General features: G+C 46.0%; 16 protein-coding genes and 2 pseudogenes. 5 read left to right on the top strand and 13 right to left on the bottom strand.

What is annotated here, in order from left to right; all coding sequences use genetic code 11:
• The 3 genes and pseudogenes from ACLTD4_RS09275 to ACLTD4_RS09265 all read left to right on the top strand — a co-directional run.
• Positions 1 to 319, top strand: a pseudogene (locus tag ACLTD4_RS09275) (plasmid recombination protein); the annotation flags it as partial.
• A gap of 70 nt (positions 320 to 389) precedes the next feature.
• On the top strand, positions 390 to 581 hold the full coding sequence (locus tag ACLTD4_RS09270) for a hypothetical protein (RefSeq protein ID WP_002566025.1): 192 nt from the start codon (positions 390 to 392) through the stop codon (positions 579 to 581).
• A 94-nt stretch (positions 582 to 675) separates the two neighbouring features.
• Positions 676 to 2,187 carry a recombinase family protein gene (locus ACLTD4_RS09265; RefSeq protein ID WP_412331258.1) on the top strand — a complete coding sequence of 504 codons (1,512 nt, stop codon included), beginning with the start codon at positions 676 to 678 and terminating at the stop codon, positions 2,185 to 2,187.
• A 26-nt stretch (positions 2,188 to 2,213) separates the two neighbouring features.
• Here ACLTD4_RS09265 and ACLTD4_RS09260 read toward each other — a convergent pair.
• From ACLTD4_RS09260 to ACLTD4_RS09250, 3 genes and pseudogenes are all read right to left on the bottom strand, one after another.
• Positions 2,214 to 2,644, bottom strand: a pseudogene (locus tag ACLTD4_RS09260) (transposase); the annotation flags it as partial.
• A 157-nt stretch (positions 2,645 to 2,801) separates the two neighbouring features.
• Entirely contained in the window at positions 2,802 to 3,002 is a 201-nt protein-coding gene (locus ACLTD4_RS09255) for a hypothetical protein (protein ID WP_412329975.1), read from the bottom strand.
• 9 nt (positions 3,003 to 3,011) lie between these two features.
• Positions 3,012 to 3,332 (bottom strand): hypothetical protein, encoded by a 321-nt coding sequence (locus tag ACLTD4_RS09250; RefSeq protein ID WP_412329976.1) that lies wholly within the window; start codon positions 3,330 to 3,332, stop codon positions 3,012 to 3,014.
• 457 nt (positions 3,333 to 3,789) lie between these two features.
• Here ACLTD4_RS09250 and ACLTD4_RS09245 point away from each other — a divergent pair, with 457 nt between their 5' ends.
• On the top strand, positions 3,790 to 4,368 hold the full coding sequence (locus ACLTD4_RS09245; RefSeq protein WP_412329977.1) for a hypothetical protein: 579 nt from the start codon (positions 3,790 to 3,792) through the stop codon (positions 4,366 to 4,368).
• A 61-nt stretch (positions 4,369 to 4,429) separates the two neighbouring features.
• A complete protein-coding gene (locus tag ACLTD4_RS09240) occupies positions 4,430 to 4,990 on the top strand; it encodes a transposase (protein ID WP_412331257.1) in 561 nt (186 codons plus the stop codon).
• Between the two features lie 6 nt (positions 4,991 to 4,996).
• On the opposite strand, the gene ACLTD4_RS09235 is transcribed toward ACLTD4_RS09240, so the two are convergent.
• The 10 genes from ACLTD4_RS09235 to ACLTD4_RS09190 all read right to left on the bottom strand — a co-directional run bounded on the left by ACLTD4_RS09235 (position 4,997) and on the right by ACLTD4_RS09190 (position 21,152).
• A complete protein-coding gene (locus tag ACLTD4_RS09235) occupies positions 4,997 to 7,987 on the bottom strand; it encodes a glycoside hydrolase family 2 TIM barrel-domain containing protein (protein ID WP_412329979.1) in 2,991 nt (996 codons plus the stop codon).
• A 56-nt stretch (positions 7,988 to 8,043) separates the two neighbouring features.
• Positions 8,044 to 8,919, bottom strand: coding sequence for a carbohydrate ABC transporter permease (locus ACLTD4_RS09230; protein WP_412329980.1), 876 nt, complete (start codon positions 8,917 to 8,919; stop codon positions 8,044 to 8,046).
• 10 nt (positions 8,920 to 8,929) lie between these two features.
• Positions 8,930 to 9,895 (bottom strand): ABC transporter permease, encoded by a 966-nt coding sequence (locus ACLTD4_RS09225; RefSeq protein WP_412331256.1) that lies wholly within the window; start codon positions 9,893 to 9,895, stop codon positions 8,930 to 8,932.
• A gap of 72 nt (positions 9,896 to 9,967) precedes the next feature.
• Complete coding sequence (locus ACLTD4_RS09220; RefSeq protein ID WP_412331255.1) at positions 9,968 to 11,632, bottom strand: hypothetical protein; 1,665 nt, start codon at positions 11,630 to 11,632, stop codon at positions 9,968 to 9,970.
• A 72-nt stretch (positions 11,633 to 11,704) separates the two neighbouring features.
• Positions 11,705 to 13,063 (bottom strand): transposase, encoded by a 1,359-nt coding sequence (locus tag ACLTD4_RS09215; protein ID WP_195521993.1) that lies wholly within the window; start codon positions 13,061 to 13,063, stop codon positions 11,705 to 11,707.
• 197 nt (positions 13,064 to 13,260) lie between these two features.
• Positions 13,261 to 15,108 (bottom strand): glycoside hydrolase family 127 protein, encoded by a 1,848-nt coding sequence (locus ACLTD4_RS09210; protein ID WP_278837540.1) that lies wholly within the window; start codon positions 15,106 to 15,108, stop codon positions 13,261 to 13,263.
• Positions 15,109 to 15,150: 42 nt separating this feature from the next.
• A complete protein-coding gene (locus ACLTD4_RS09205; protein ID WP_278837542.1) occupies positions 15,151 to 16,542 on the bottom strand; it encodes a sulfatase in 1,392 nt (463 codons plus the stop codon).
• A 15-nt stretch (positions 16,543 to 16,557) separates the two neighbouring features.
• Positions 16,558 to 17,391: an IclR family transcriptional regulator gene (locus ACLTD4_RS09200; protein ID WP_278837544.1), complete on the bottom strand. Its 834-nt coding sequence runs from the start codon at positions 17,389 to 17,391 to the stop codon at positions 16,558 to 16,560.
• Positions 17,392 to 17,653: 262 nt separating this feature from the next.
• Entirely contained in the window at positions 17,654 to 19,405 is a 1,752-nt protein-coding gene (locus ACLTD4_RS09195) for an ABC transporter ATP-binding protein (RefSeq protein ID WP_278837545.1), read from the bottom strand.
• 19 nt (positions 19,406 to 19,424) lie between these two features.
• Positions 19,425 to 21,152: an ABC transporter ATP-binding protein gene (locus ACLTD4_RS09190; RefSeq protein WP_278837547.1), complete on the bottom strand. Its 1,728-nt coding sequence runs from the start codon at positions 21,150 to 21,152 to the stop codon at positions 19,425 to 19,427.
• Positions 21,153 to 21,172: the final 20 nt, after the last annotated feature.

Raw genomic sequence — 21,172 nt, 5'->3', positions numbered from 1 at the left:
CACGCTGGACGGCATTAACCCGCTGAATGCCGGAAAGAAAAAAGAGGAAGCCCTCGCTATGCTGAAAAAGTGGTTTCCGCAGATGGAGAACTTCTCCGGGCAGTTGAAAAAATACAAGGTCACAATCAATGACCTGTTGGCGGAAAATGAAAAGCTGGAAGAACGAGCCAGAGCCAGCGAGAACGGCAAAATCAAAGACCGCATGGAACGGGCAAAGTTGGAAAGCAAGCTGCACGACATTCAGCGGCTGGTAGACCGTATCCCGCCGGATATACTGGTGGAACTGAAACGGCAGAAGCGGCACACAAGGGAACGGTGATTGATGACAGAAAACATTTCACGCCGCAGCATGGCGGCACTGCACTTTGAAAATTAAATACGGAGGTACTATGGAGCATATCAGATACAAGAAAGAAACCGAAGTCGTGACTTTTCAGGGAAAGGAAATCACGCTGGAAAATCTCTCCCCGGTATTCACGCCGGAGCAGGAAGCGGCAAAACGCCGGGAGCTGGAACAGCAGCTTTATGAGGTGTTCCGCAAGTATGCCGACAAACGGCAGAGTGAGGAAGCCGGGGCATAAGGTTTTCCGAAGCCATCATTGATTTGCGGGGCTGCTGGCGGTATAATAAAACTGTCAGCAGCTCCGTTTCTTTTTTAAGAAAAGGAGCGACAATATGAATAATCGAATAGACGCAATCTATGCAAGGCAATCGGTAGACAAAAAGGACAGCATTTCCATTGAAAGCCAGATTGAGTTTTGCAAATACGAATTGAAAGGCGGTAACTGTAAGGAATATACAGACAAAGGATACAGCGGCAAGAACACAGACCGTCCGAAGTTTCAAGAACTGGTGCGGGACATCAAGCGGGGCTTGATTGCAAAGGTCGTGGTTTACAAGCTCGACCGTATCAGCCGTTCCATTCTGGACTTTGCCAACATGATGGAGCTGTTCCAGCAGTACAATGTGGAGTTTGTGTCCTCTACGGAAAAGTTTGATACCTCCACCCCGATGGGGCGGGCGATGCTGAATATCTGTATCGTGTTCGCCCAGCTTGAGAGGGAAACCATACAGAAGCGGGTAACGGACGCTTACTATTCCCGCAGCCAGCGAGGCTTCAAGATGGGTGGGAAAGCCCCTTACGGCTTTCATACAGAGCCGATCAAGATGGACGGTATCAACACAAAAAAGCTGGTGGTAAATCCAGACGAAGCGGCAAATATCCGGCTGATGTTTGAGATGTACGCCCAGCCCACTACCTCCTACGGGGACATTACCCGGTACTTTGCCGAACAGGGCATTTTGTTCCATGGCAAAGAGCTGATACGCCCCACGCTGGCGCAGATGTTACGCAATCCTGTCTATGTGCAGGCAGACCTTGATGTGTACGAATTTTTCAAAAGTCAAGGGACAGTCATTGTCAATGACGCTGCCGATTTTACAGGCATGAACGGCTGCTATCTGTATCAAGGGCGGGATGTGAAGCCCAGCAAAAAGAACGACTTGAAAGACCAAATGCTGGTGCTGGCTCCCCATGAGGGCATTGTCCCCTCCGACATCTGGCTGACCTGCCGCAAGAAGCTGATGAACAACATGAAAATCCAGTCTGCCCGAAAAGCCACCCACACATGGCTGGCGGGAAAAATCAAGTGCGGGAACTGCGGGTATGCCCTTATGAGTATCTTCAATCCCTCCGGCAAGCAATACCTTCGCTGTACGAAACGGCTGGACAATAAAAGCTGTGCCGGGTGCGGGAAAATCATCACTTCGGAACTGGAAGCGGTTGTTTATCAGCAGATGGTAAAGAAACTGGCAAGCTACAAGACGCTGACAGGCAGAAAGAAAGCGGCAAAGGCAAACCCGAAAATTGCAGCACTGCAAGTGGAGCTTGCCCATGTGGACAGCGAGATTGAAAAGCTGGTGGACAGTCTGACGGGTGCAAACAATGTCCTGCTCTCCTATGTGAATGTGAAGATAGCGGAACTGGACGGGCGCAAGCAGGAACTTCTGGCGAGGATAGCGGAACTGACGGTGGAAGCCATCAGCCCGGAACAGGTCAGCCAGATTTCCGGCTACCTCGACACTTGGGAGAATGTATCCTTTGACGACAAGCGGCGGGTGGTGGATTTGATGATTACCACCATAGCCGCCACAAGCGACAGCTTGAATATCACATGGAAAATCTGACGGGCGGAACCCCTCCCGTCAGATACCTACCCTGTGTAGTCCCTTGTAAACTGTACTTTAGTATGGGCTAAACTATTCTTGTCCATCTTTGGACCTCCTGTGCTTATATTTGTGGTTTGCAGACCTACATCTATTTTAGCACAGGAGCTCTTGCTTATATCTAAAGATCTTCCCTCCCCCTGCAGAGCAGGGGGTTTATTTTCACTGTGACACAAGTAGGGGCTGTAAAAAAATGGAGTTGATCTAATTCCATTTTCCACAGCCCTTCCATTTGATTCCAGCCCTCTTCTTACAATCCGTTTATACCAGCAGTCATATTTGATGATTCCGAAGGTTCCTTCTGCTTGTATGGAGCGGTTCATTCGCAGCAGCGCTCCATGGATGCTCTGCAGATTTTCTAATACTTCCTGGTGCATGGAACTTAATTCTACATAGATACGGACCGTCCTGTTTTTTCTGTCTTCTTACATCTTTCTGCGTAGGGGCATTCACTGCAGTCTTCACAGGTATAGTATTCTTCCTATCTGCCCTATTGATTCCCCTTCACTGGTTTCCGATACACTAAGTGAAATTTCCTTCCGTTTGGACAGATTAGATCCCCCTCCGAATCGGTTTCAAAATTTAATGCCCGAGCCATATCCTGCATCCGCTACCGGATATCTCGGATAAAAACCGTATAGCTCATGGAACTTTTCTATCAGAGAGACAAAGCAGTCCATATCGGAACGGTACTGCATCACCTCTGCTAAGGCAATGTACTCGTCCGCCACTCCGATCTGAATGTTGTATGCAGGCAGGAGCTGGTCATTTCCCATATAGTCCTTTTACAGCCGTATAAAGGCTGCATCATGATCGGTCTTCGCATAACTGTTTCGGTCAGGTCCGCATATCTGAATCTTTTCCACGTATTCTGAGAGTTTTCCAATATATTCTTTTAACCGTTCGTAATAGCGCTGCTCCCGGCTTTTCCGATGTCCCCGACCGTGTACAAACGTGTTCTCATCGATATGGCAGACAAAATCATATCTGGACAAAATGGCCTCCAAGCTGTCTGGTGTGTATTCCGTATTGGTTTCGATTTTCAATCCAGTATATGCCAGCGTTTCGTTCATTTCTGTAAGCAGTGTGGTAATCTTATCGAACAAACGGTATCTTGATTTTTCAGTGGCTTTTTTCCAGACCCAGGTGTACTTACTTGATGATATCGTACTACCCTTATCCTCATTTGATATAGTACAATAGAGACATATTAATTAGCGAGGTGTAAGATATGTCATTTAAGGCCAACCAAACCCCGCAGCTTACTTTAACAGACAGTTTTGTAAACTTATCGCCACGAACACAACGCATTGTAATGAATTCGTGGTGTAAAGATTTTGCGGATATTGTTTTCCCTGCCATTAATGAAGAGCGATTTTCTGTTTTATATAGCAGTAACAAATTTTCACGCCCGAATCCATCTGCTATGATGTGCGTTATCAATATGCTCTCCACAGTACGCATTTGGAGGAACAGCCCCTCAGCGACCGGACATTTAGCCGGTTCCGGACACGTCTTTATGATTACGAATTAGAAACCGGAGAAAACCTTTTTGAGGCAAAGATGATGCATTTGTCCGGTGTCTATCAGAAATATATGAAGCTGAATTCCAACTTGAAGCGTATGGACAGTCTTATGATTGCTTCCCGCTGCAAACGTATGTTACGTCTCAAAATTATTTATGCAACAGCTGCCAATGCGGTACGCTTGCTTCATCGGCTTGGCAATGAAGACTTTATTCCAAGGGAACTGCTGCATTATCTGGAAGGTGGCGATTACAATCAGGTAATCTATTACTGCAAAAGCGATGATGTCCCATCACGTTTGGAAAAAGTAATACAGGAAGCTGCCTGTTTAAAAGAAATTATGAGGGACGGCATCTGGCAGGAATTTCAGGAATACAAGCTGTTGGTCCGAGTCCTGGCTGAGCAAAGTAAAGTTGATGAAAACGAAAACATCATCCTAAAAGAGAAACGTGAGATCACTTCCGGGAGCCTGCAGAACCCGTCCGACCCGGATGCAACTTACCGCAGCAAAGCAGGAAAAAGCAATAAAGGCTATGTTGGCAATATTATCAAAACCGTTGGCGAAGATGGTGACAGCCTTATCACAGGTGCATCTTACGATGCAAAACAACCATAGTGACAGTGCCTTCTGCAGGGAATACCGGAACAGCCGCCCGGAAGATGGTGAACATGAGATCATGATCACAGATGGAGCTTATAGCGGTCAGGAAACTCAGACACTCGCTGAAGCAAAAAGCACAGAACTGATCACCACCGCGCTTACTGGAAAGCCTATAGATTCCATATTTGCAGATTTTGTTATGAATGAAGATGGAACAAAAGTACTCACCTGCCCTATGGGACATGCGCCTGAAAAGACGACCTATTATCCCAAAACAGGAATGTGCCGATCCTTATTCAAAAATGACTGTTGCGCGAACTGCCCAAACAAAGAAAAATGTAAGGGAAAACAACAGCGAAAGAATTATGCCGTTCACGTATCCGCAAGCATGGTGCAGAGAGCAAAGTATCTGGAAAAGATATCCACAGAAGATTACGTTGCGCTTACACGGAAAAGAAATGCGGTGGAAGGGATCATGTCAGTCCTGAGAAGAAGATATCATATCGATGACATTCCGGTACTTGGATATCTCCGATCACGCCAATTCTTCTGGCTAAAAATAGGGACTTACAACTTCGTGAAACTGTTAAAGCATAACAAACGGGTAAAGTCTGCTCCAAATCTGAAAATAGCATAAAAATCCTCAATCATTATTTAATGAATAAAACTTCAAAACAAAATTCAACCGCAGATCCCTATTCACCTGATACGCCTCTATAAGACGCGGCCCGCAGCTTCCCGATCCGACTCCCGACATACTACCATCTAAGCATAATATGGTTTCTTCTGATTCCTGTAATTCAAAATTATGGGCTGTGCTCTCCAAAGTCTCCTGGGTGTAATGGGACGCGTTAAAGGACATTCCCTCTCCCAGCGCCTTCAGGCCTCCCCACTCATCCCATAGTTCTACCGAATCACAGCCCCAGTGGCTTCCATTCTCCTGTGGCTTGATATAGTTCTCGTGCAAATCTGTAACCGTGCTTTTAAACTTCCCGTAATAGCTGGCCCTATGCTTGTCTGCGTAGCTTTCATATGGCCCGTATCCTGTGTAGGCAACCTGCTCCATCGACTTAGGCAGATGCAGCCTTATGCCGAATCTGGGCAGATAGGGAAATACCGGGTCTTTGATTCCGTGTACATCAATCTGAATTGTGCCATCCGTATAGATAACATACTCCGCTTCCAAAATCATGGAATTTTGTAAAAATACGGCTCCAACCCCGATTCTAAAGTTCACGCTGATTCCATTGGGAACTTCAGCAATTTGGGTGTCATACACCCGCACTGTTTTCCGGTTGTAACCCGCGCCTATCCACGCGCCCAATATTTTCCGGTCATTATCAACTGGCGCCCGCCAGATATTATATTCCATGGGACGCACGAGCATTTCCCTCTGCTCATAGCACATTCCGGACAGCGTGCCCTGCCATTTATCAAACACATATCTGAAGTTTTCGCCTGTAACGACAATGTGCTTGGGAGTCTCTTTCCACGAAACGGCTTTCCTTTCCTCAATTACAGGCATTTCTGCCGCCTTGTTTAAGATAATCTGGTCAAAGCCATGACAATATCTCGCCTCCGCCAATCCATCTGATTCTTTCCTTATATAGCGGAGAAGAAGCGTCCATGTATTTCCTTCTGTCATTTCATGGCCAAACTTAATTTCACATGGTTTTTTTTCACCCGGCAGCAGGTCAAAGTCTTCAATCAGCCCGGATTCAACGGTTTCATGGTCTGCCTTTAAGGACCAGCAGATATTGTATACATCCTTCACATTTATAAAATCCATTGCATTCCATAGCCATATTCTTCCCTGCTCATAGCTTGTCCGGATGGGGCGCGCCACATTTTGAAACTCTTTTAGGCCAGTATGCGGTTTCCGGTCAGGAGATATCAGGCCATCCAGACAGAAATTCCGTTCGTTTGGAAATTCTCCAAAATCACCGCCATACAAAAACTTATCTTTCCCCTCAGCCGTCTTTCCCGCATAGACACTATGGTCGCACCATTCCCACACAAAAGCGCCGGAAAAGCAGTCATTATCATAGATTGCCGAAAAATAGTCCTCCAAATCTCCCGGCCCATTCCCCATGGCATGGGAAAACTCACAGAGAATCAGCGGCTTTCGCGGGTTTTTTGTGCAATACGCCCTCGATTCCTTCACAGGCATATACATGCGGCTGTAAAAATCAAGATTGGACAGGTCATTTTTATGGTCCGGCATCTGATAAATGCTGCTTTCATAGTGAATCAGATACTCCGGATCCTGCTCCTTGATCCATTTAGCGGCCTTCTCCATATTTACCCCATAGCCGGACTCATTGCCCAAAGACCAGATGATGACGCATGGCTGGTTTTTGTCCCTGCTGATACAGCTCTGGACCCGGTCAAGAATGCTTTTTTCATAAAGAGGATCACTGCACAGCATTCCAAACGAGGTGCTTGTGATCGTCTCATCCTCATAGTTATAATTACTTCTTCCGCCCGCATAGATCAGTTCCGCATTATGAGTTTCAATATCCGCCTCGTCCATGACGTAAAAACCATACTGAGAATACAGTTCATATGCCCAGGGCGCATTGGGATAATGGCTGGTGCGGATTGCGTTGACATTATGCTGTTTCATCAGCATTAAATCCTCCATCAGCTGCTCTTTGCTGATGCAATATCCGGTAAACGCGTTACTATCATGACGGTTTACCCCTTTTAGCTTTATCTTCTGCCCATTCAGATACAGTACGGCATTATGGATTTCCAGCTTTCTGATCCCAACCTGCTGTTCAATCGTTTCCTCTCCCGACCTTAACACAAGGCGGTACAGATACGGAGTCTCTGCGTTCCAGAGCAGCGGCTCATCCACTCCAAGAACGATCCCCCCCTCCGCACACCCTGTGCCGGCGACCATTTTTCCGTCCGGGTCATACAGCTGGCAGGAAATCTCCTGCGGCTCCTGCTTCCATTGCACGCTTACCCGGATCTGCGCCCTTTTGTTCTGTAAAACTGTTTTTACCGTGTAATCCCTGATATGCTCCCTTGTTCGGTGAAGGATATATACATCTCTGAAAATTCCGGTCATACGGAATTTGTCCTGGTCCTCAAAATAAGTCCCGTCGCACCACTTCATCACAAGCACACTCATATAATTCTTTCCTGAAACCAGAAAATCGGTTATATCGAACTCGGAAGTGGCGTGCGCAACCTGACTGTATCCCACAAACTTGCCGTTCAGCCAAAGATAAAAGCAGGAATCCACGCCTTCAAAATTCAAGTAATACAGATCCGTATCTTTATCGACATAAAATTCCTTAATGTATGCGCCGCAGGGATTTTCTAAAGGCACATACGGCGGATCAAATGGAATGGGACCTTTCACATTCGCATATTGATGTTTTTCATATCCCAACATGTTTACGCAGCTGGGAACGGATATCACATCCGCATTTCCCAGCCTCCCGCAGACAAACTCCTCCGGTACCTCATAATAGCTCTGAAACCATTGAAACTTCCAGTCCGCCCCGCTTAATAAATGTAAGGCGTCTCCTTTTTTTTCACGATACGGAATATAATATGCCCTGTTCTCCTCAGTTCCGACATGCAGTACCTGAGGATTTTCATGCAATGCTTCTAATACCATTTTTCACTTCCCCTATCCACCCCTTCTCACAACGGAGTTTCTTCACAAAAATCAGCTTATTCTTTTACTGCTCCTACCATAACGCCCTTTACAAAGAACTTCTGGATAAACGGGTAAATCAGCATTACCGGAATAATGGAAACCATGATCGTCGAGTATTTGATTGTTTCCTGAATGCTGGTGGACATGCCTGCGTCAGAACCCAGCAGCGCCTCATCCAGCGTATTCGCAATCAATATTTCCCTCAAAAAGATCTGTAAAGGATATAAATCCCTGTCTCTGATATACATAGACGCCTGAATCCATGAATTCCAATGAGCAACACCGTAATACAGGCAGATAACCGCTAACGACGCTTTTGATAAAGGCAGGACTATTTTGGTTAAAATAGCAAGATGCCCCGCGCCGTCTATCTCCGCGGCTTCTATCAGGCTGTCAGGAACAGACGCAAACCCTGTTCTTAATATAATCAGATTTGTAGTTGCGATAGCGCCCGGGATAAGAATCGTCCAGATACTGTTTCCCAGTAATTTCGTTACCAGAATATAGGTGGGAATTAGTCCGCCTCCAAACTGCATGGTAAATACAATTAAAATTGATAATATCTTATTCAGATATACCCCTTTGCGCGAAAGGACATATGCGCCAAGCGAAGTAAGCACCATATTGATCGTCGTTCCCGCAATCACATAAAAGATGGAGTTGCGGTATCCTGTCCAGACACTCTTCATACCCAGTATTTTCTCGTATGACAGCAGGCTGAAGCCCTTGGGCCATAAAAGCATCTCTCCCTTTGACGCCACAAACATATCCGGGTCACTAAAGGACGCCGCCGCCACATACAGGACGGGATAGAGCGTCGCAATACAGAGGCAGATTAAAGCGCCATGGATCACAAGGGATGGAATATTTATTTTCTTTTTTCGTCTCATCCTTCTCCTCCTACCACAGTCCGGAGCCATTGATTTTCTTACCAATTTTATTTGCGATCAAAAGCATCCCAAAATTAATAAGGGAATTGAACATACCGATTGCCGCCGTGTAGCTTACCCTGCTGCCTTCGATTCCCAGACGGTATACATAGGTTGATATCACATCTGCCGTTTCATAGATTCCGGGATTATATAACAGGATAATCTTCTCCCATCCCACCGACATAATGTTTCCCATTCTCATAATCAGCATAATGGTAATCGTTGGCGCGATACCCGGCAGCGACACATGCAGCATCTGCTTCCACCGGTTTGCTCCGTCAATTCTTGCGGCTTCATACACATCGCTCGGCACACTCGCCAAAGCCGCAATATAAATAATTGCCTGAAACCCGATATTTTGCCATATATTGCTTCCGACAAAGATCGCGGTGAAATACTCCTTCACATTCAGCAGGTTTCCGCCGGTATAGCCAAACTTCTGAAGGATTGCCGTAATCAGGCCCTCAGTTCCCACCAGGTCCACAATGATACCGGATATGACTACTACCGATATAAAATGAGGCAAATAGGTGATGGTCTGTACTGTCTTTTTAAATCTCTCAGATTTCACCTCATTCAGAGTGAGCGCCAAGATAATGGGAAGCGGAACCCCCACTACAATGCTGACCACGGAAATACGTATGGTATTCCAAATCAATCTGCCGCAGTCATAGCTGGTGAAAAAGTCAATAAAATTTCCCAGCCCGTAAAAATCCGCCCAGGCGCTGCCAAGAATCCCCCGTCCGGGCCTATACTCTTTAAACGCAATCAGCAGGCCGCCCATCGGTCCGTACTGAAACACCAAATAATACAAAATAACAGGAAGCGCCATAAGATAGACCATCTTGTTTTTTTTCAGATCGATCCTTATGTTATCCATAATCATGGACCACTTTGCAGGCATGCTCCTTCTATTCTTTGTCTCCGCCCTCACGTATAACCTCCTTTGCTTTTGCGAACGCAGCTATAACAAATCTGATTCATTTGCTATAGCTGCCCCAAACAACTATCTGGATAAATACCGCTCATATGCAGCCTGTCTGATTTCAGCCGCCTTGTTGCATTCAAGGCTCTCTAAGGTTGCTACAAAGTTGTCCCATTCCGTTTCAATATCAGCCGTCCCCATGATAAATTTCTGCTGCATCTCTTGCGCATAGGCGTTCAGCGTGGAGGAAATTTTTACATATTCATCCGCTTCATCCGCCGATAAGGTAAGCATCCGCGGCAGCGCGGCCGTTTTATCCGCCAAATCCCATTTATCCCACGCGTCAAACTGAGATTCCTCTGTATACAGCTGCGCGTGGTCATCATCCTCCCATGTCCTGAACATATCCTTGAAAATATACTTTCTGCCTGCCTGGGTCATGGATAATCCGTCCGGATTCTTTATAATAAAGTCCGTATAGGTACAAACGCCATCCACCATTTCATATGTAACCCCTTCTTCGCCAAAGGTATTGATGCGTCTGCCAGCTAAAGAATACATCTGGTCAAACCACTGGATGATGGAAATGGGATCCTCCGCGTTACTCGTAATGTAAACTGCCAAAGCGGTCCGGTTGTTTTCAAAATCTCTTAAATGCACCTGGTCGCCCTTGTTCAGCGACGGAAATGGAGCGCCCACCAGCTTCAGCTCATCAAATCCCTGCGCCGTCGCGTTGGTCGGTAACTGCTTAAATGCCGTTACATAACCCACATAGGAACCCGCATTCCCATTCACCATCATCGGCAGGATATCCTGGTTCAGTTTCCGCGTCGCATAGTCCGCATCAATCAGGCCATTCTCATACCATCTGTTCATAACGGTAAGGAATTCTTTGTAATTCTCTTCTGTTCCGGCATAATGAACCTTGCCGTCGCCTTCCACATCGATGTAATATCCGCCGCCTGACGGAACGCCAAACGCGCCCGCGAAACAATCCTTCATATACTGCGGATCAAAAGACAGCGGAGCCTTTACACCCATCTCTTTAAATGCGGTCAGCATCTCTTCCCATTCCGCAATCGTCGTCGGGACCTCTAATCCGGCTTTCTCCAAATACGTCTGGTTAATAATGGGGCCATACATGGCTTTTTCACGCCTTGCCTCATTCACAATGATCGTACCAAACCCGACCATGACCCCGTCATCGTTGTATACATCCTTTTTCAGTTTTTCATCCGCGTTAATCATCGCCATAAAGTTAGGGGCGTACTGCTCAACCATCTCCGTAATATCAATAATGACCCCGTCCTCAATCGCCATCATCGTTCCACCCGGATAGATGCTGTCAAAATCCCCGATGGCAAATGCATCCGGCAGGGAACCCGGATCGTTCAGCAGCAGGTTCAGATTCTTCTTTTCCTCGCCAACGGGCGGATTGATGTAATTGACCTTAACCCCTGTCTTCTCTTCCCACAGCTTGGCTCCGGGATGTTCCCCCAGGTTCTTATAAGCCTCAGCAGTTATGGGATGAATCTGCATCCACAAATCGAATGACGCAGAGCCGTCTCCGATTTTAATGATATCATCCGACGCGGACGGCAGCGTTTTTGTGGCTTCCGCACTGCTTTCCACTTCCTGCTTTGCTTCCTGCTTTGCTTGCGGCGTCTCTTTTGTGCCTCCGCAGGCAGCAACGCTCATTGCCATTACCCCTGCCAGCCCCATTGCAATTAGTTGTTTCTTTTTCATTTCAAACTCCTCCTTTTAAAAATTTTACCTCTTTGCTCAAAAAACTGTTTTGTTTACAGTTTATTGTTTTACTCAACTTTCCCAGCACAGATTTCCAAATAAAGCCTGAATATATGTGGCTTGGGATTGCATCCAATCGTTTACTTTACTTTTTATAATCGCTGTGATTCCAATAGACAGATTGCTTAATTGCTCCACAAATAGAGCCATGAGGCTCGTCAGGGAGGTGGTTAAATCCATATCCTGTATATCTTCACAGAGCAGGTAGAATAATTCACCATAGGTTTTTTGGTCATTTTGATTCCTGCGTATCCATTCCAGTAGAATATATCTGGTGAATACAATGGTTGTATGACTCACTATCGCGTCGTAACTGCGGCTTTGGAATTCTGTTCCCAGTTTCAACAAGGATTTTGTAGCTTTAAAAAAGCATTCGATCGACCATCGATTTCCATAAATCCGTACAATTTCACTTTCGTTCAAACTACAATCGGTGCTTAACAGATACAGGCATTCACTTTTCTTGTTCCGATTACGAATGAACACGATTTTTACTGGAATTCCATCCCGGGTATGAACCAGAACAGAGCCAAAGATATTGACTGCATTTTCATGCCGCATAAACTTACGCAGCTGTGGCAGAGTATAGGATTTCCCCTGATAAAGATATCGCTGTTTTAGCTGTTTTACCATTCCAATCGCATCAAGACCAATGCCCTGGAGCTCTTTGAGCATGGGTTCAGTAGTAAACCAGGAATCCATCAGAACATAATCCGCATGAATTCCTGCGTTAAGTGCACGTTTCAACAGCAAAACAGCAGCTTGTGGCTTTGCCATCAGACTTTCATTTCGGTTTTTATAGCCATTGGTACGGCGATCGATTGAGTCAGATATCTCCTGATAACGGTTTTTCTTCTTGGCAGAAGAAAGCATGTTGAAACCAACCGGGAGAAAACTATAGCCGTCGGACCAGCCAAGCGTCAGAAGCGTGAATCCTTTTTGAAATTTATGCTCCACATGATCATAAACTCTGGCAAGAAGTTCCACTTGTTTACTGCGATTGCGCTTAATAACGGAATCATCCAAAACAAAGACGCGAATGCGCTCTGGTCTGGTTAACTGAGTAAAGGCAGATATCACTCTGGCCGCCAGTAAAACCAGAAATTTCCTCCAATTATAGGAAGTATCATTCAAAAAGCGATAATAAGTATTTTTAGAAACGGCCTGTTCTCTCCGCTTAGAGTTAAGGAATTGGAACAAGTTCTTCCCCTGAAACACGAGCAGGAGGAGAAACTCAAACACCTTAAGTGCTGGAATGCCACAGGATTTGGTTATATTTGATTGACGGAGAAGCATGCCAAGCTTAAGTTCTTTTATTGCAGTAAAAAATTGATTTTCGGTATGGTCAAAATGGTCATTATAGTTTATCATAAGAGTATGCGCCTTTCTTGTTTGGTATGGTGACGGTTCGCACTCTTATTATACCAAAGATTGGCGCATATTTTATGTCAATAATCATAAATAAATCGTTGTTTGGCTTGAATACGCTGCTTTAGCAGCGGTTTTCAAGCTGGGAAAGTTGAGTATAAAATCACAAGGGTAAAAAAAATATATTTTACCGCAGCCTATTATGCTTTCGGAAACCAGACACTCATATCTGATTCTTCTCGGTTGGCCCATGCATAATACGGAATCAGATTCAATGTGGTGTCAGATTCCTCTGTCTGCAATTCATAATAAAGCTCTGCTTTTTGCGGACGGTATTTTGCGGCTGCCGATAACGTAACTACTCCGTCCAACAAATCGGCATGGTAGGCCTCTGTGATCGCTCCCTGTGGATCTATGTAGATTTCATCCAGGCTATGTTCGTTATCCATGCCCTCCGCGCAGTAAACGACAGGCCCTCTTTTTACAGCCAGCATTCCCCTGTCCTGCTCCACATTGGGATTTGCCTGAATCAATACGGCTTCCATAGGCAGTTTTATGCAGATGGAGTCACCTTCTGTTATTATCATTTCAAAATACTCGCCTGCCGCAACGCTGTTTCCATTTACCACAGGTTTTTTGCACCATGCCGGAATCCGGATTTTTAATTTTTGACTCTCCGCCTTCTTTACGTCGATGGAAATCTCATCCGACCAGGGGTAGTTCGTCTTCATGGAAAGCTCTACGGAATCCGTCTCATAGTCACAGTTCGTAAACATGTTTACATAAACGGTATCATCACTTTGCCCGTATACCCAGCGTCCCATGCCAGCCATTGTACGGAACAGCTGCGGCGGGCAGCACCAGCAGGTAAAGGTATGCCATCTTCTCGAGGATTTATGTTTATACTGCGCAAATTCCTGATAGATGGGGGTATCCTTTCTGTATGCCAATGGATTCGAATAGAAATAGCGGGTCAATTCCAGGTTCGATCCGGATATTCCTGAATTGTACATCACCAGTTCTGCAAAATCCCCGTACTTCGTGTCTTCTGTTACAGAGAGCATGCGCATTGCCCACATTGCATTGCCAATATTGGCGCAGGATTCATTATAGGCAATCTTATTGGGAAGATCATACTGCGTTCCGTGCGCTTCGTGGGTCAGCCCGCCCCTGTCCGAGTACCCGACAAACATCGGGCTGGAAGCCCCCGTAATGTAGCTTCGTTTCGTAGTCATATCCGTCCATATCCGTTTGAGCGCGTCCAAAAGCGCTTCCTCTCCAGTTTCCGCATATACGTCAGCCGCTCCCGCATAAAGGTACGTCGATGTTACCGCATGGCCAATCACCATGGTTTCTTCTCTTAACGGAACACAATCCTGATTCTGCTCAGTCCCGCCTTCCACGCTGCCCCGCATATTCACAAATATTTCAGCCAGCTTATAGTACACTTCATTCCCCGTGACTTTATACAAATCACAAAAGCCCATAATCTGGCTGGGATTGAAGCCAAAATGCGCCAGTTCCTTTGGATAATCTTTGAAAACGGAATAGGTATAGTCCGCCAGCTTCTTTGCGCAGTCCAGCAGAACGGTTTCTCCCGTAATATCATAGTGTGCCGCGGCAAATGTCATAAAATGGCCTATGTTATACAATTCATGATGCATCGGCTTTTCCCATGGTTTTTTATCCGTAAGAGTAATCTGCGTATTTAAATATCCGTTCTCCTGCTGTGATTTCACAATCCATGGAATATATGTATCTATCACTTCCTTTACCCTCTTATCCTCGGTATTCTGATAGACATACAGGCAACCCTCCAGGAACTTATAGCAGTCGCCGTCTGACCAATAGGAGCCGAAGAACTCGCCGTCCACCTCTCCCGCGTGGATCCCAAAATTAAGCAGCCTGGCCGAATTGTCCTCGCATAGCAGCGCATCCAGCATACTGTTAATAATATCCATATAATGTTCTGTCCTGTGTCCCCAAAACCCATCCTTTAACTTACTGACCCGTAAGCTTGCAAAATCAAATTTTCTGTAACTGCCCATCGTTCCTCCCTAACCTTTCCTTTTTCTTGTAGATTGTTTCCTTTATATCTCCGGCGTCCCAATGTTCCACGGCGTATCGCATCCGGGAGTCGCACGATAGATACTGTCTGTGAGGCATCTGTAATTTTCCAGCTTCTGCTCCAAATATGCCTTATCATCCCAGATATTAGTTCTCTCCAGGGGATCTTGATTCAGATCGTACATTTCCCCATAATCGCGGTCCACATAATGGACCGTCTTGATCCCGTTGCGCAGGATTCCGCGTATCGCTCCGGCTTCCATATATATATAGGGTCTTTTCCTGATCTTCTGTGTGCTGTCCCAGTAAGGAACATAGGAATAGTTCGACAGCTTCTTATCCGGGGTAATGTCCGCCAGTTCCAGGCATGTTCCCGCGATATCAATATTGACTACTTCATCATCTATAACCGTTCCTTTAAAGCCCTTCACCGGAGGTTTTACAAAAAGCGGAACCCTCATCAGGCTGTCCTCCAGGCACTGGAGCTTCTCCACCAAGCCATAATCTCCCATAAAGTCGCCGTGATCCGAGGTATAGATAATCACCGTATCATCATAGGCGTCATGCTCCTTTAACAGATCAACCACTTCACCAATTTTTTCATCGATCAATGTAATGTTGGCATAATAGGAACGCTTTGTCCTGCGGAACGTATCCTCATCATAATCCTTAATATAAATTTTAGAATACATCCCCATATTCCGGAACTGGGGACCCTTTTGGGCCAGGTCCTCATAGGAGCTTTCCGATGGCCCCATGTCTTCCAGACTGTACATGCCGGCATATTTTGTCCCCTCTAAATCATACGGATGATGGGGACCCGGAAACGACAGGCAAAAGAACCATGGCTGCCGATCGTCCGTGTCTGTCAGGCGGTTTGCTAACCACTCCTTGCCTTTTTCTCCGATAAAATAGTCCACATGGTGCTTGATATCCGTCTTCCATGTACCGCCGCTGATTAAGTTTTTCTGATACATTTCCTTCGGGTCAAGCTGCTGGTCCTTCAGATAATCCGCGTACACTCCCAGCGTATTTTTAGGGGAACACGGAGAGTGCCCGTCGATGATCATCTCAAAATCATATCCCTTATCAATCGTGGATTCTGCAAAATGCTGCTTTCCTACCACCGCGGTATAATAACCGTGTTCCTTCAATGTTTTCATAAACGTCTTCTCCGTATCCGGGAGACAGCTGATATAGGCCGGAACCTCGCATTCACTGGGATATTTCCCCGTCATGATAGCCGCGCGCGACGGGACACACGACGGATTTGAACAATATGCGTTTTTAAAAGAAACGCTGTCCTCTATCAGCCGGTCCAGATTCGGTGTGATTGTCTTTGGAAAAGCTTTGCCTAAGGTGTCGAACCGCTGCTGGTCGGTCATAATGAAAATAATATTAGGTCTTTTCTTCATGATTCCCCTCCATTTTTATATCAATTCAAATGATTGCTTTTGTTCATATCCCAAGGTCGAAGAAAGCTGCCATGCCTGTTTTCTGATAAAGCGCGCATACTCCTTTATCGTTTCCTCTCCCATACGGAATGTAAGCCCGGAAATACCGATGGAACCTTCAAGCTGCCCTCTCATCGAAAAAACCGGACAGGCAATACAGCTTAATCCGTACATATTTTCTTCTCTGTCATATGCCACGCCTTCTTTTTTGATTGCTGTCAGCTGCCGGAGAAGTTCATCCCAGCTGCTAATTGTATTCTCTGTTTTCTTTACCAACTGATGACTTGCAAAATATTCAACCAGTTCCGCTTCATCCAGTGAAGACAGCATCGCTTTTCCCATGGCCGAACTGTAGGAGTCATAGGTGACGCCAATCGTGGAAAGAAACTTAATTGGTTCCCGGCTCTCAATCTGATCCACGACCAAGGTGTCGTTCTGTCCTCCGAAGGTGGTAAGCAAAACAGTTTCTTTTGTAAACTGACGAATGCTTTTCATATACGGGTACGCGGTTTTTGCAAGTGAAATACGGCTGCGGATCGAATTCCCAAGATAATACAATTTGGGGGTCAATTCGTGTGTGGAATCAACCGGATTCTTGACTACATACCCCTTCAGCTCCAGTTCTTTGAAAATGCGAAATACTGAATTAGAGGTGATATCCAGCTCGTTCACCACGTCACTGACCGAAAAGCTTTTATCCCCCCTTGCCATAAGCTCCAGCATTTCCAATACCTTCCGAACTGCGGGCGCGGAATATTTTGGTTTCTCATCATCGATTGCCTTTTTGTCATTATTTGTTGTCTTATTCATGTTGCTGTCCATTCCTTTCATTATTTTCCGCCGGCACATTTTTTACAATAACAGTCGTCCCTATGATAAACTTCTGCCGCATCTCCCGCACATACACCATCCAATAATTTTTAGGCTATTTTCCATCCAGATATAGTATATCGTTATATAATTTACCAGTAAACCAACTTGTTTTAAGTCAAAAAATATGCTATATGAATATACTATCATTTTATTAGTAATTTGTCAATCTAAATATAAAATATACCCAAAATGCTTTAGCTCACTCAAACTGCAACTGATACAAAGCGGCATATATCCCCTTCCTTTTAAGTAACTCTTCATGGGTTCCCTGTTCCGCAATCTCTCCGTGGTCCAATACCAAAATACAATCCGCATGCCGTACCGTGGACAGCCTGTGGGCAATGACAAAGCTCGTCTTTCCCTTCATCAGCCTTAAAAGAGCCTCCTGAATAAACAATTCTGTCCGGGAATCCACATTTGAGGTCGCCTCGTCCAGAATCAGGATGGCTGTCCTGCGCAGCATCGCGCGGGCAATCGTAATCAGCTGCTTCTGTCCTTTTGAAAGGTTAGAGCCATTGTCGCTGATTACCGTATGGTATCCTTCCGGAAGCGTCTCAATGAAATCATCAATATGCGTGTCCTTTGCCGCCTGGATCACCTCCTCCATAGAGGCATCCGGAGAACCATACTGAATGTTTTCCAGAATTGTCCCCTGAAAGATCCAGGTATCCTGTAATACCATAGAGAATGCCCGTCTCAAGCTCTCCAGACGGACATCGGCTATATCCTGTCCCCCAATCCGGATCCTTCCCTTTTGCGGTTTATAAAACCTCATCAAAAGGTGGATGATCGTACTCTTCCCCGCTCCGGTCGCGCCAACAACCGCAATCACCTTCCCGCGGTCCGCCTGCAGCTGCAGATCCTTTAATATCGGCTTATCCGGCGTGTAACCAAAGCTGACATGGTCAAAGCTGACCGGCTGCGCGGCGCTTTCTAAGGGAACTGCGTCTTCCCTGTCCTTCTCCTCCGGCTCGTCTAAAAGCGCAAAGATCCGGTTCGCCGCCGAAAATGCCGACTGAAGCTCGCTTAGAATGTTGGTCAGTTCATTGACCGGCCCGACAAATTTTCGTGAGTAGAGAATAAAGGCGGACAAATTCCCCACGGTAATGCTTTTTCCCATATAAAGCAGCGCGCCAAATATTCCCAATAAAGCAAGAGAAAGATTATTCATAAAGGTCATGGCCGGGCCCGCGATCGAGCCCTTGCACTCCGCCTGATAATAAGCGTCGCTGGTCTGATTGTTTTTCCGGAAGAACTGGTCGATCATGGACTGTTCCTGATGATATGCTTTTATCGTAAACAGTCCCGACAGCACATCCTCCGTGTATCCATTTAACTCTCCCAGCATTTTTGTTCTCTTTTGGAACAACGGCCTTGTGATTTTCAGCCGATGCTTCACAATAAATACAGAAATCGGCAGTGTGACCCCAAACACAAACACCAGCGGAAAAGAAAGGCTGAGCATCATGCCCAATGAAAAAAACAGGGTCATTACACTGGTGATGATCTGGACAAAATCACTTGTCAGAGACGCGTTCACCGTATCCACATCGTAGGAGATGCTACTGATAATATCCCCTATCTGTCTTGTATCAAAATAAGATACCGGGAGCCTCAATAGCTTTTCCTGGATTTCTCTGCGCATGCGGCAGGCGATATCTTTGCCAGTCCGGATCATGATCCAGGAAACCAAAAAGGACAGTATCGCGGATATTATATAAAACGCCAGCATAATGCAGCAGTAAAACAGTACGCTCCGATAATCTGACGACCCGCGTATCATCCCAATCGCATCGATTGCCTTTCCGCTTAACCGGGGTCCTGACAACATCAACACATTGGCAGTCAAATTGAAAACGATCAATAAAATCATCTGTCCGCGATATGGAGCCAGATAATGAAGTATTCTTTTTAAAATCGATTTATCCCAGTCACTGATCTTCATTCTCATCCTCAGCCTCCGCCCTCTTTCATCTGGCGGCTCCCATCTGCACATCGTACAGTTCCTTATAGATCCGGCAGTCCGTCAATAGCCGGTCATGGGTTCCCTGTCCAACGACGCGGCCTTTATCCAGCACGATAATCTTATCCGCCTGATATACTGAGCTGATTCTTTGCGCGACAATTATTTTTGTAGAATGATTATATTTGTCCAGTTCCTGCCTGAACCGGGAATCTGTTTTATAATCCAATGCGCTGGAAGAATCGTCCAGCAGTAAGATATCGGGGGCTGCCGCCACGGCCCGGGCAATCAGAAGTCTCTGTTTTTGTCCGCCGCTTATATTGCTTCCCTTGATTGATAATTCATAGCCATAAGTATCCGGATACTCCTGAATAAAAGTAAACGCCTGAGAGATTCCGCAGGCCGCTTCCACCTGGCTGTAGGACAGGTTCCGTCCGAAGGAAACATTGTCATAGATTGAGCCGCGGAACAAATAGTCGTTTTGAAAAACGACTCCAAACATGCGGTGAAGCTCTTTTGCGTCCATCTGCCTGACATCTCTGCCCGCAATCAGAATCCGTCCGGAATCCACATCATAAAAACGCATCAGCAATAACAGCAGGGTGCTTTTTCCGCTTCCCGTAGCTCCGATGACGCCAAGAGTCTCTCCCTTTTTCAATGTAAAGGAAACATCCCTGATCTGTTTTTTTCTTCCGCGATAAGAAAAATTCACATGTTCAAAAACAATGAAATTTTCCGGCGTCCCTTCCGTTTCTGTTTCCGCCTCATTTTTTTCTTTCAGATCGACAACGGTTTCGGGAAGCAGCAAGACCTCCTGAATCCGCTTAACCGATGACATGGCCTTTGCGGATTGAATGAAAATCCGCGTAATAGAGATCATGGCATTTGAGATAATGGTAAAGTAGGTAATAAAGGCAAGGATCGTTCCCGGTTCGCATTTCCCTTGGCCCACGCGCACCGCTCCCAGATAAATAACTGCAATAATCCCCATATTCAGCAGACAGTTAATAATTGGAGGCGACACGGAAACCAGCATCTGCGCCCTTTTTTCCTCTTGCTTCAGCTTTTCATTCAGACAGCCGAACCGGTTTCTTTCATAATCAAAGGTTCCCAAGGCTTTGATCACCCTGATGCCCAGTATGTTTTCTCTGATTTTGGAAATCACACGGTCAATCTGTTCCTGAACCGCTGCATACCGTTTGATTCCTTTGCTGGAAATAAGGCAAAACACCACCGTAATAATCGGAAGCATGGCTGCGATAACCATGGTTAACTGCACGTCCATCGAAAATGCCACCAGAATCCCTCCGATCAGGGTGATGGGGGCGCGAACTCCCATCCGCAGCAGCAGGCCAATCATGTGATGGATGTTATACGTATCGGAGGTCATCCTGCTCTCCAGCGATGGAACGGAAAACACGTCAATCTGGCTCGCTGACAGATGCATGGTCTTTGCAAACAGATCCAGGCGGAGCTGCCTGGTAATCCTTTTGGCTATCTCCGCCGACTGTATGTTCCCTTTTACATTGGAAAGCAGCGACAGCACCGCCATAACAATCATGGCAATGCCCGCATTTAAGATTCTGCCAGCAGATGCGCTGGGCGCGATCTCGTCGATCATGGTCGCCAGAATCCTTGGAATCATCAGGTCAAGCGCCGCGCTGACCAGTTTTAAGAATAACGTAAACAAGATCAGCGCCGCGCATGGTTTCATATAACGTTTAACAAATTTCATTTTTCCACCTGTTCATGACA

This window comes from Hungatella sp., from assembly GCF_046966825.1.
The sequence above is the reverse complement of the archived record's forward strand: the minus strand, read 5'-3'. Positions and strand labels throughout refer to the sequence as shown.

Coding starts and splice junctions, on each gene's coding strand:
- ACLTD4_RS09270 (WP_002566025.1), top strand. CDS start 390: ATGGAGCATATCAGATACAAGAAAGAAACCGAAGTCGTGACTTTTCAG.
- ACLTD4_RS09240 (WP_412331257.1), top strand. CDS start 4,430: ATGATCACAGATGGAGCTTATAGCGGTCAGGAAACTCAGACACTCGCT.
- ACLTD4_RS09210 (WP_278837540.1), bottom strand. CDS start 15,108: ATGGGCAGTTACAGAAAATTTGATTTTGCAAGCTTACGGGTCAGTAAG.
- ACLTD4_RS09235 (WP_412329979.1), bottom strand. CDS start 7,987: ATGGTATTAGAAGCATTGCATGAAAATCCTCAGGTACTGCATGTCGGA.
- ACLTD4_RS09230 (WP_412329980.1), bottom strand. CDS start 8,919: ATGAGACGAAAAAAGAAAATAAATATTCCATCCCTTGTGATCCATGGC.
- ACLTD4_RS09265 (WP_412331258.1), top strand. CDS start 676: ATGAATAATCGAATAGACGCAATCTATGCAAGGCAATCGGTAGACAAA.
- ACLTD4_RS09190 (WP_278837547.1), bottom strand. CDS start 21,152: ATGAAATTTGTTAAACGTTATATGAAACCATGCGCGGCGCTGATCTTG.
- ACLTD4_RS09255 (WP_412329975.1), bottom strand. CDS start 3,002: ATGGGAAATGACCAGCTCCTGCCTGCATACAACATTCAGATCGGAGTG.
- ACLTD4_RS09195 (WP_278837545.1), bottom strand. CDS start 19,405: ATGAGAATGAAGATCAGTGACTGGGATAAATCGATTTTAAAAAGAATA.
- ACLTD4_RS09200 (WP_278837544.1), bottom strand. CDS start 17,391: ATGAATAAGACAACAAATAATGACAAAAAGGCAATCGATGATGAGAAA.
- ACLTD4_RS09205 (WP_278837542.1), bottom strand. CDS start 16,542: ATGAAGAAAAGACCTAATATTATTTTCATTATGACCGACCAGCAGCGG.
- ACLTD4_RS09245 (WP_412329977.1), top strand. CDS start 3,790: ATGATGCATTTGTCCGGTGTCTATCAGAAATATATGAAGCTGAATTCC.
- ACLTD4_RS09220 (WP_412331255.1), bottom strand. CDS start 11,632: ATGAAAAAGAAACAACTAATTGCAATGGGGCTGGCAGGGGTAATGGCA.
- ACLTD4_RS09215 (WP_195521993.1), bottom strand. CDS start 13,063: ATGATAAACTATAATGACCATTTTGACCATACCGAAAATCAATTTTTT.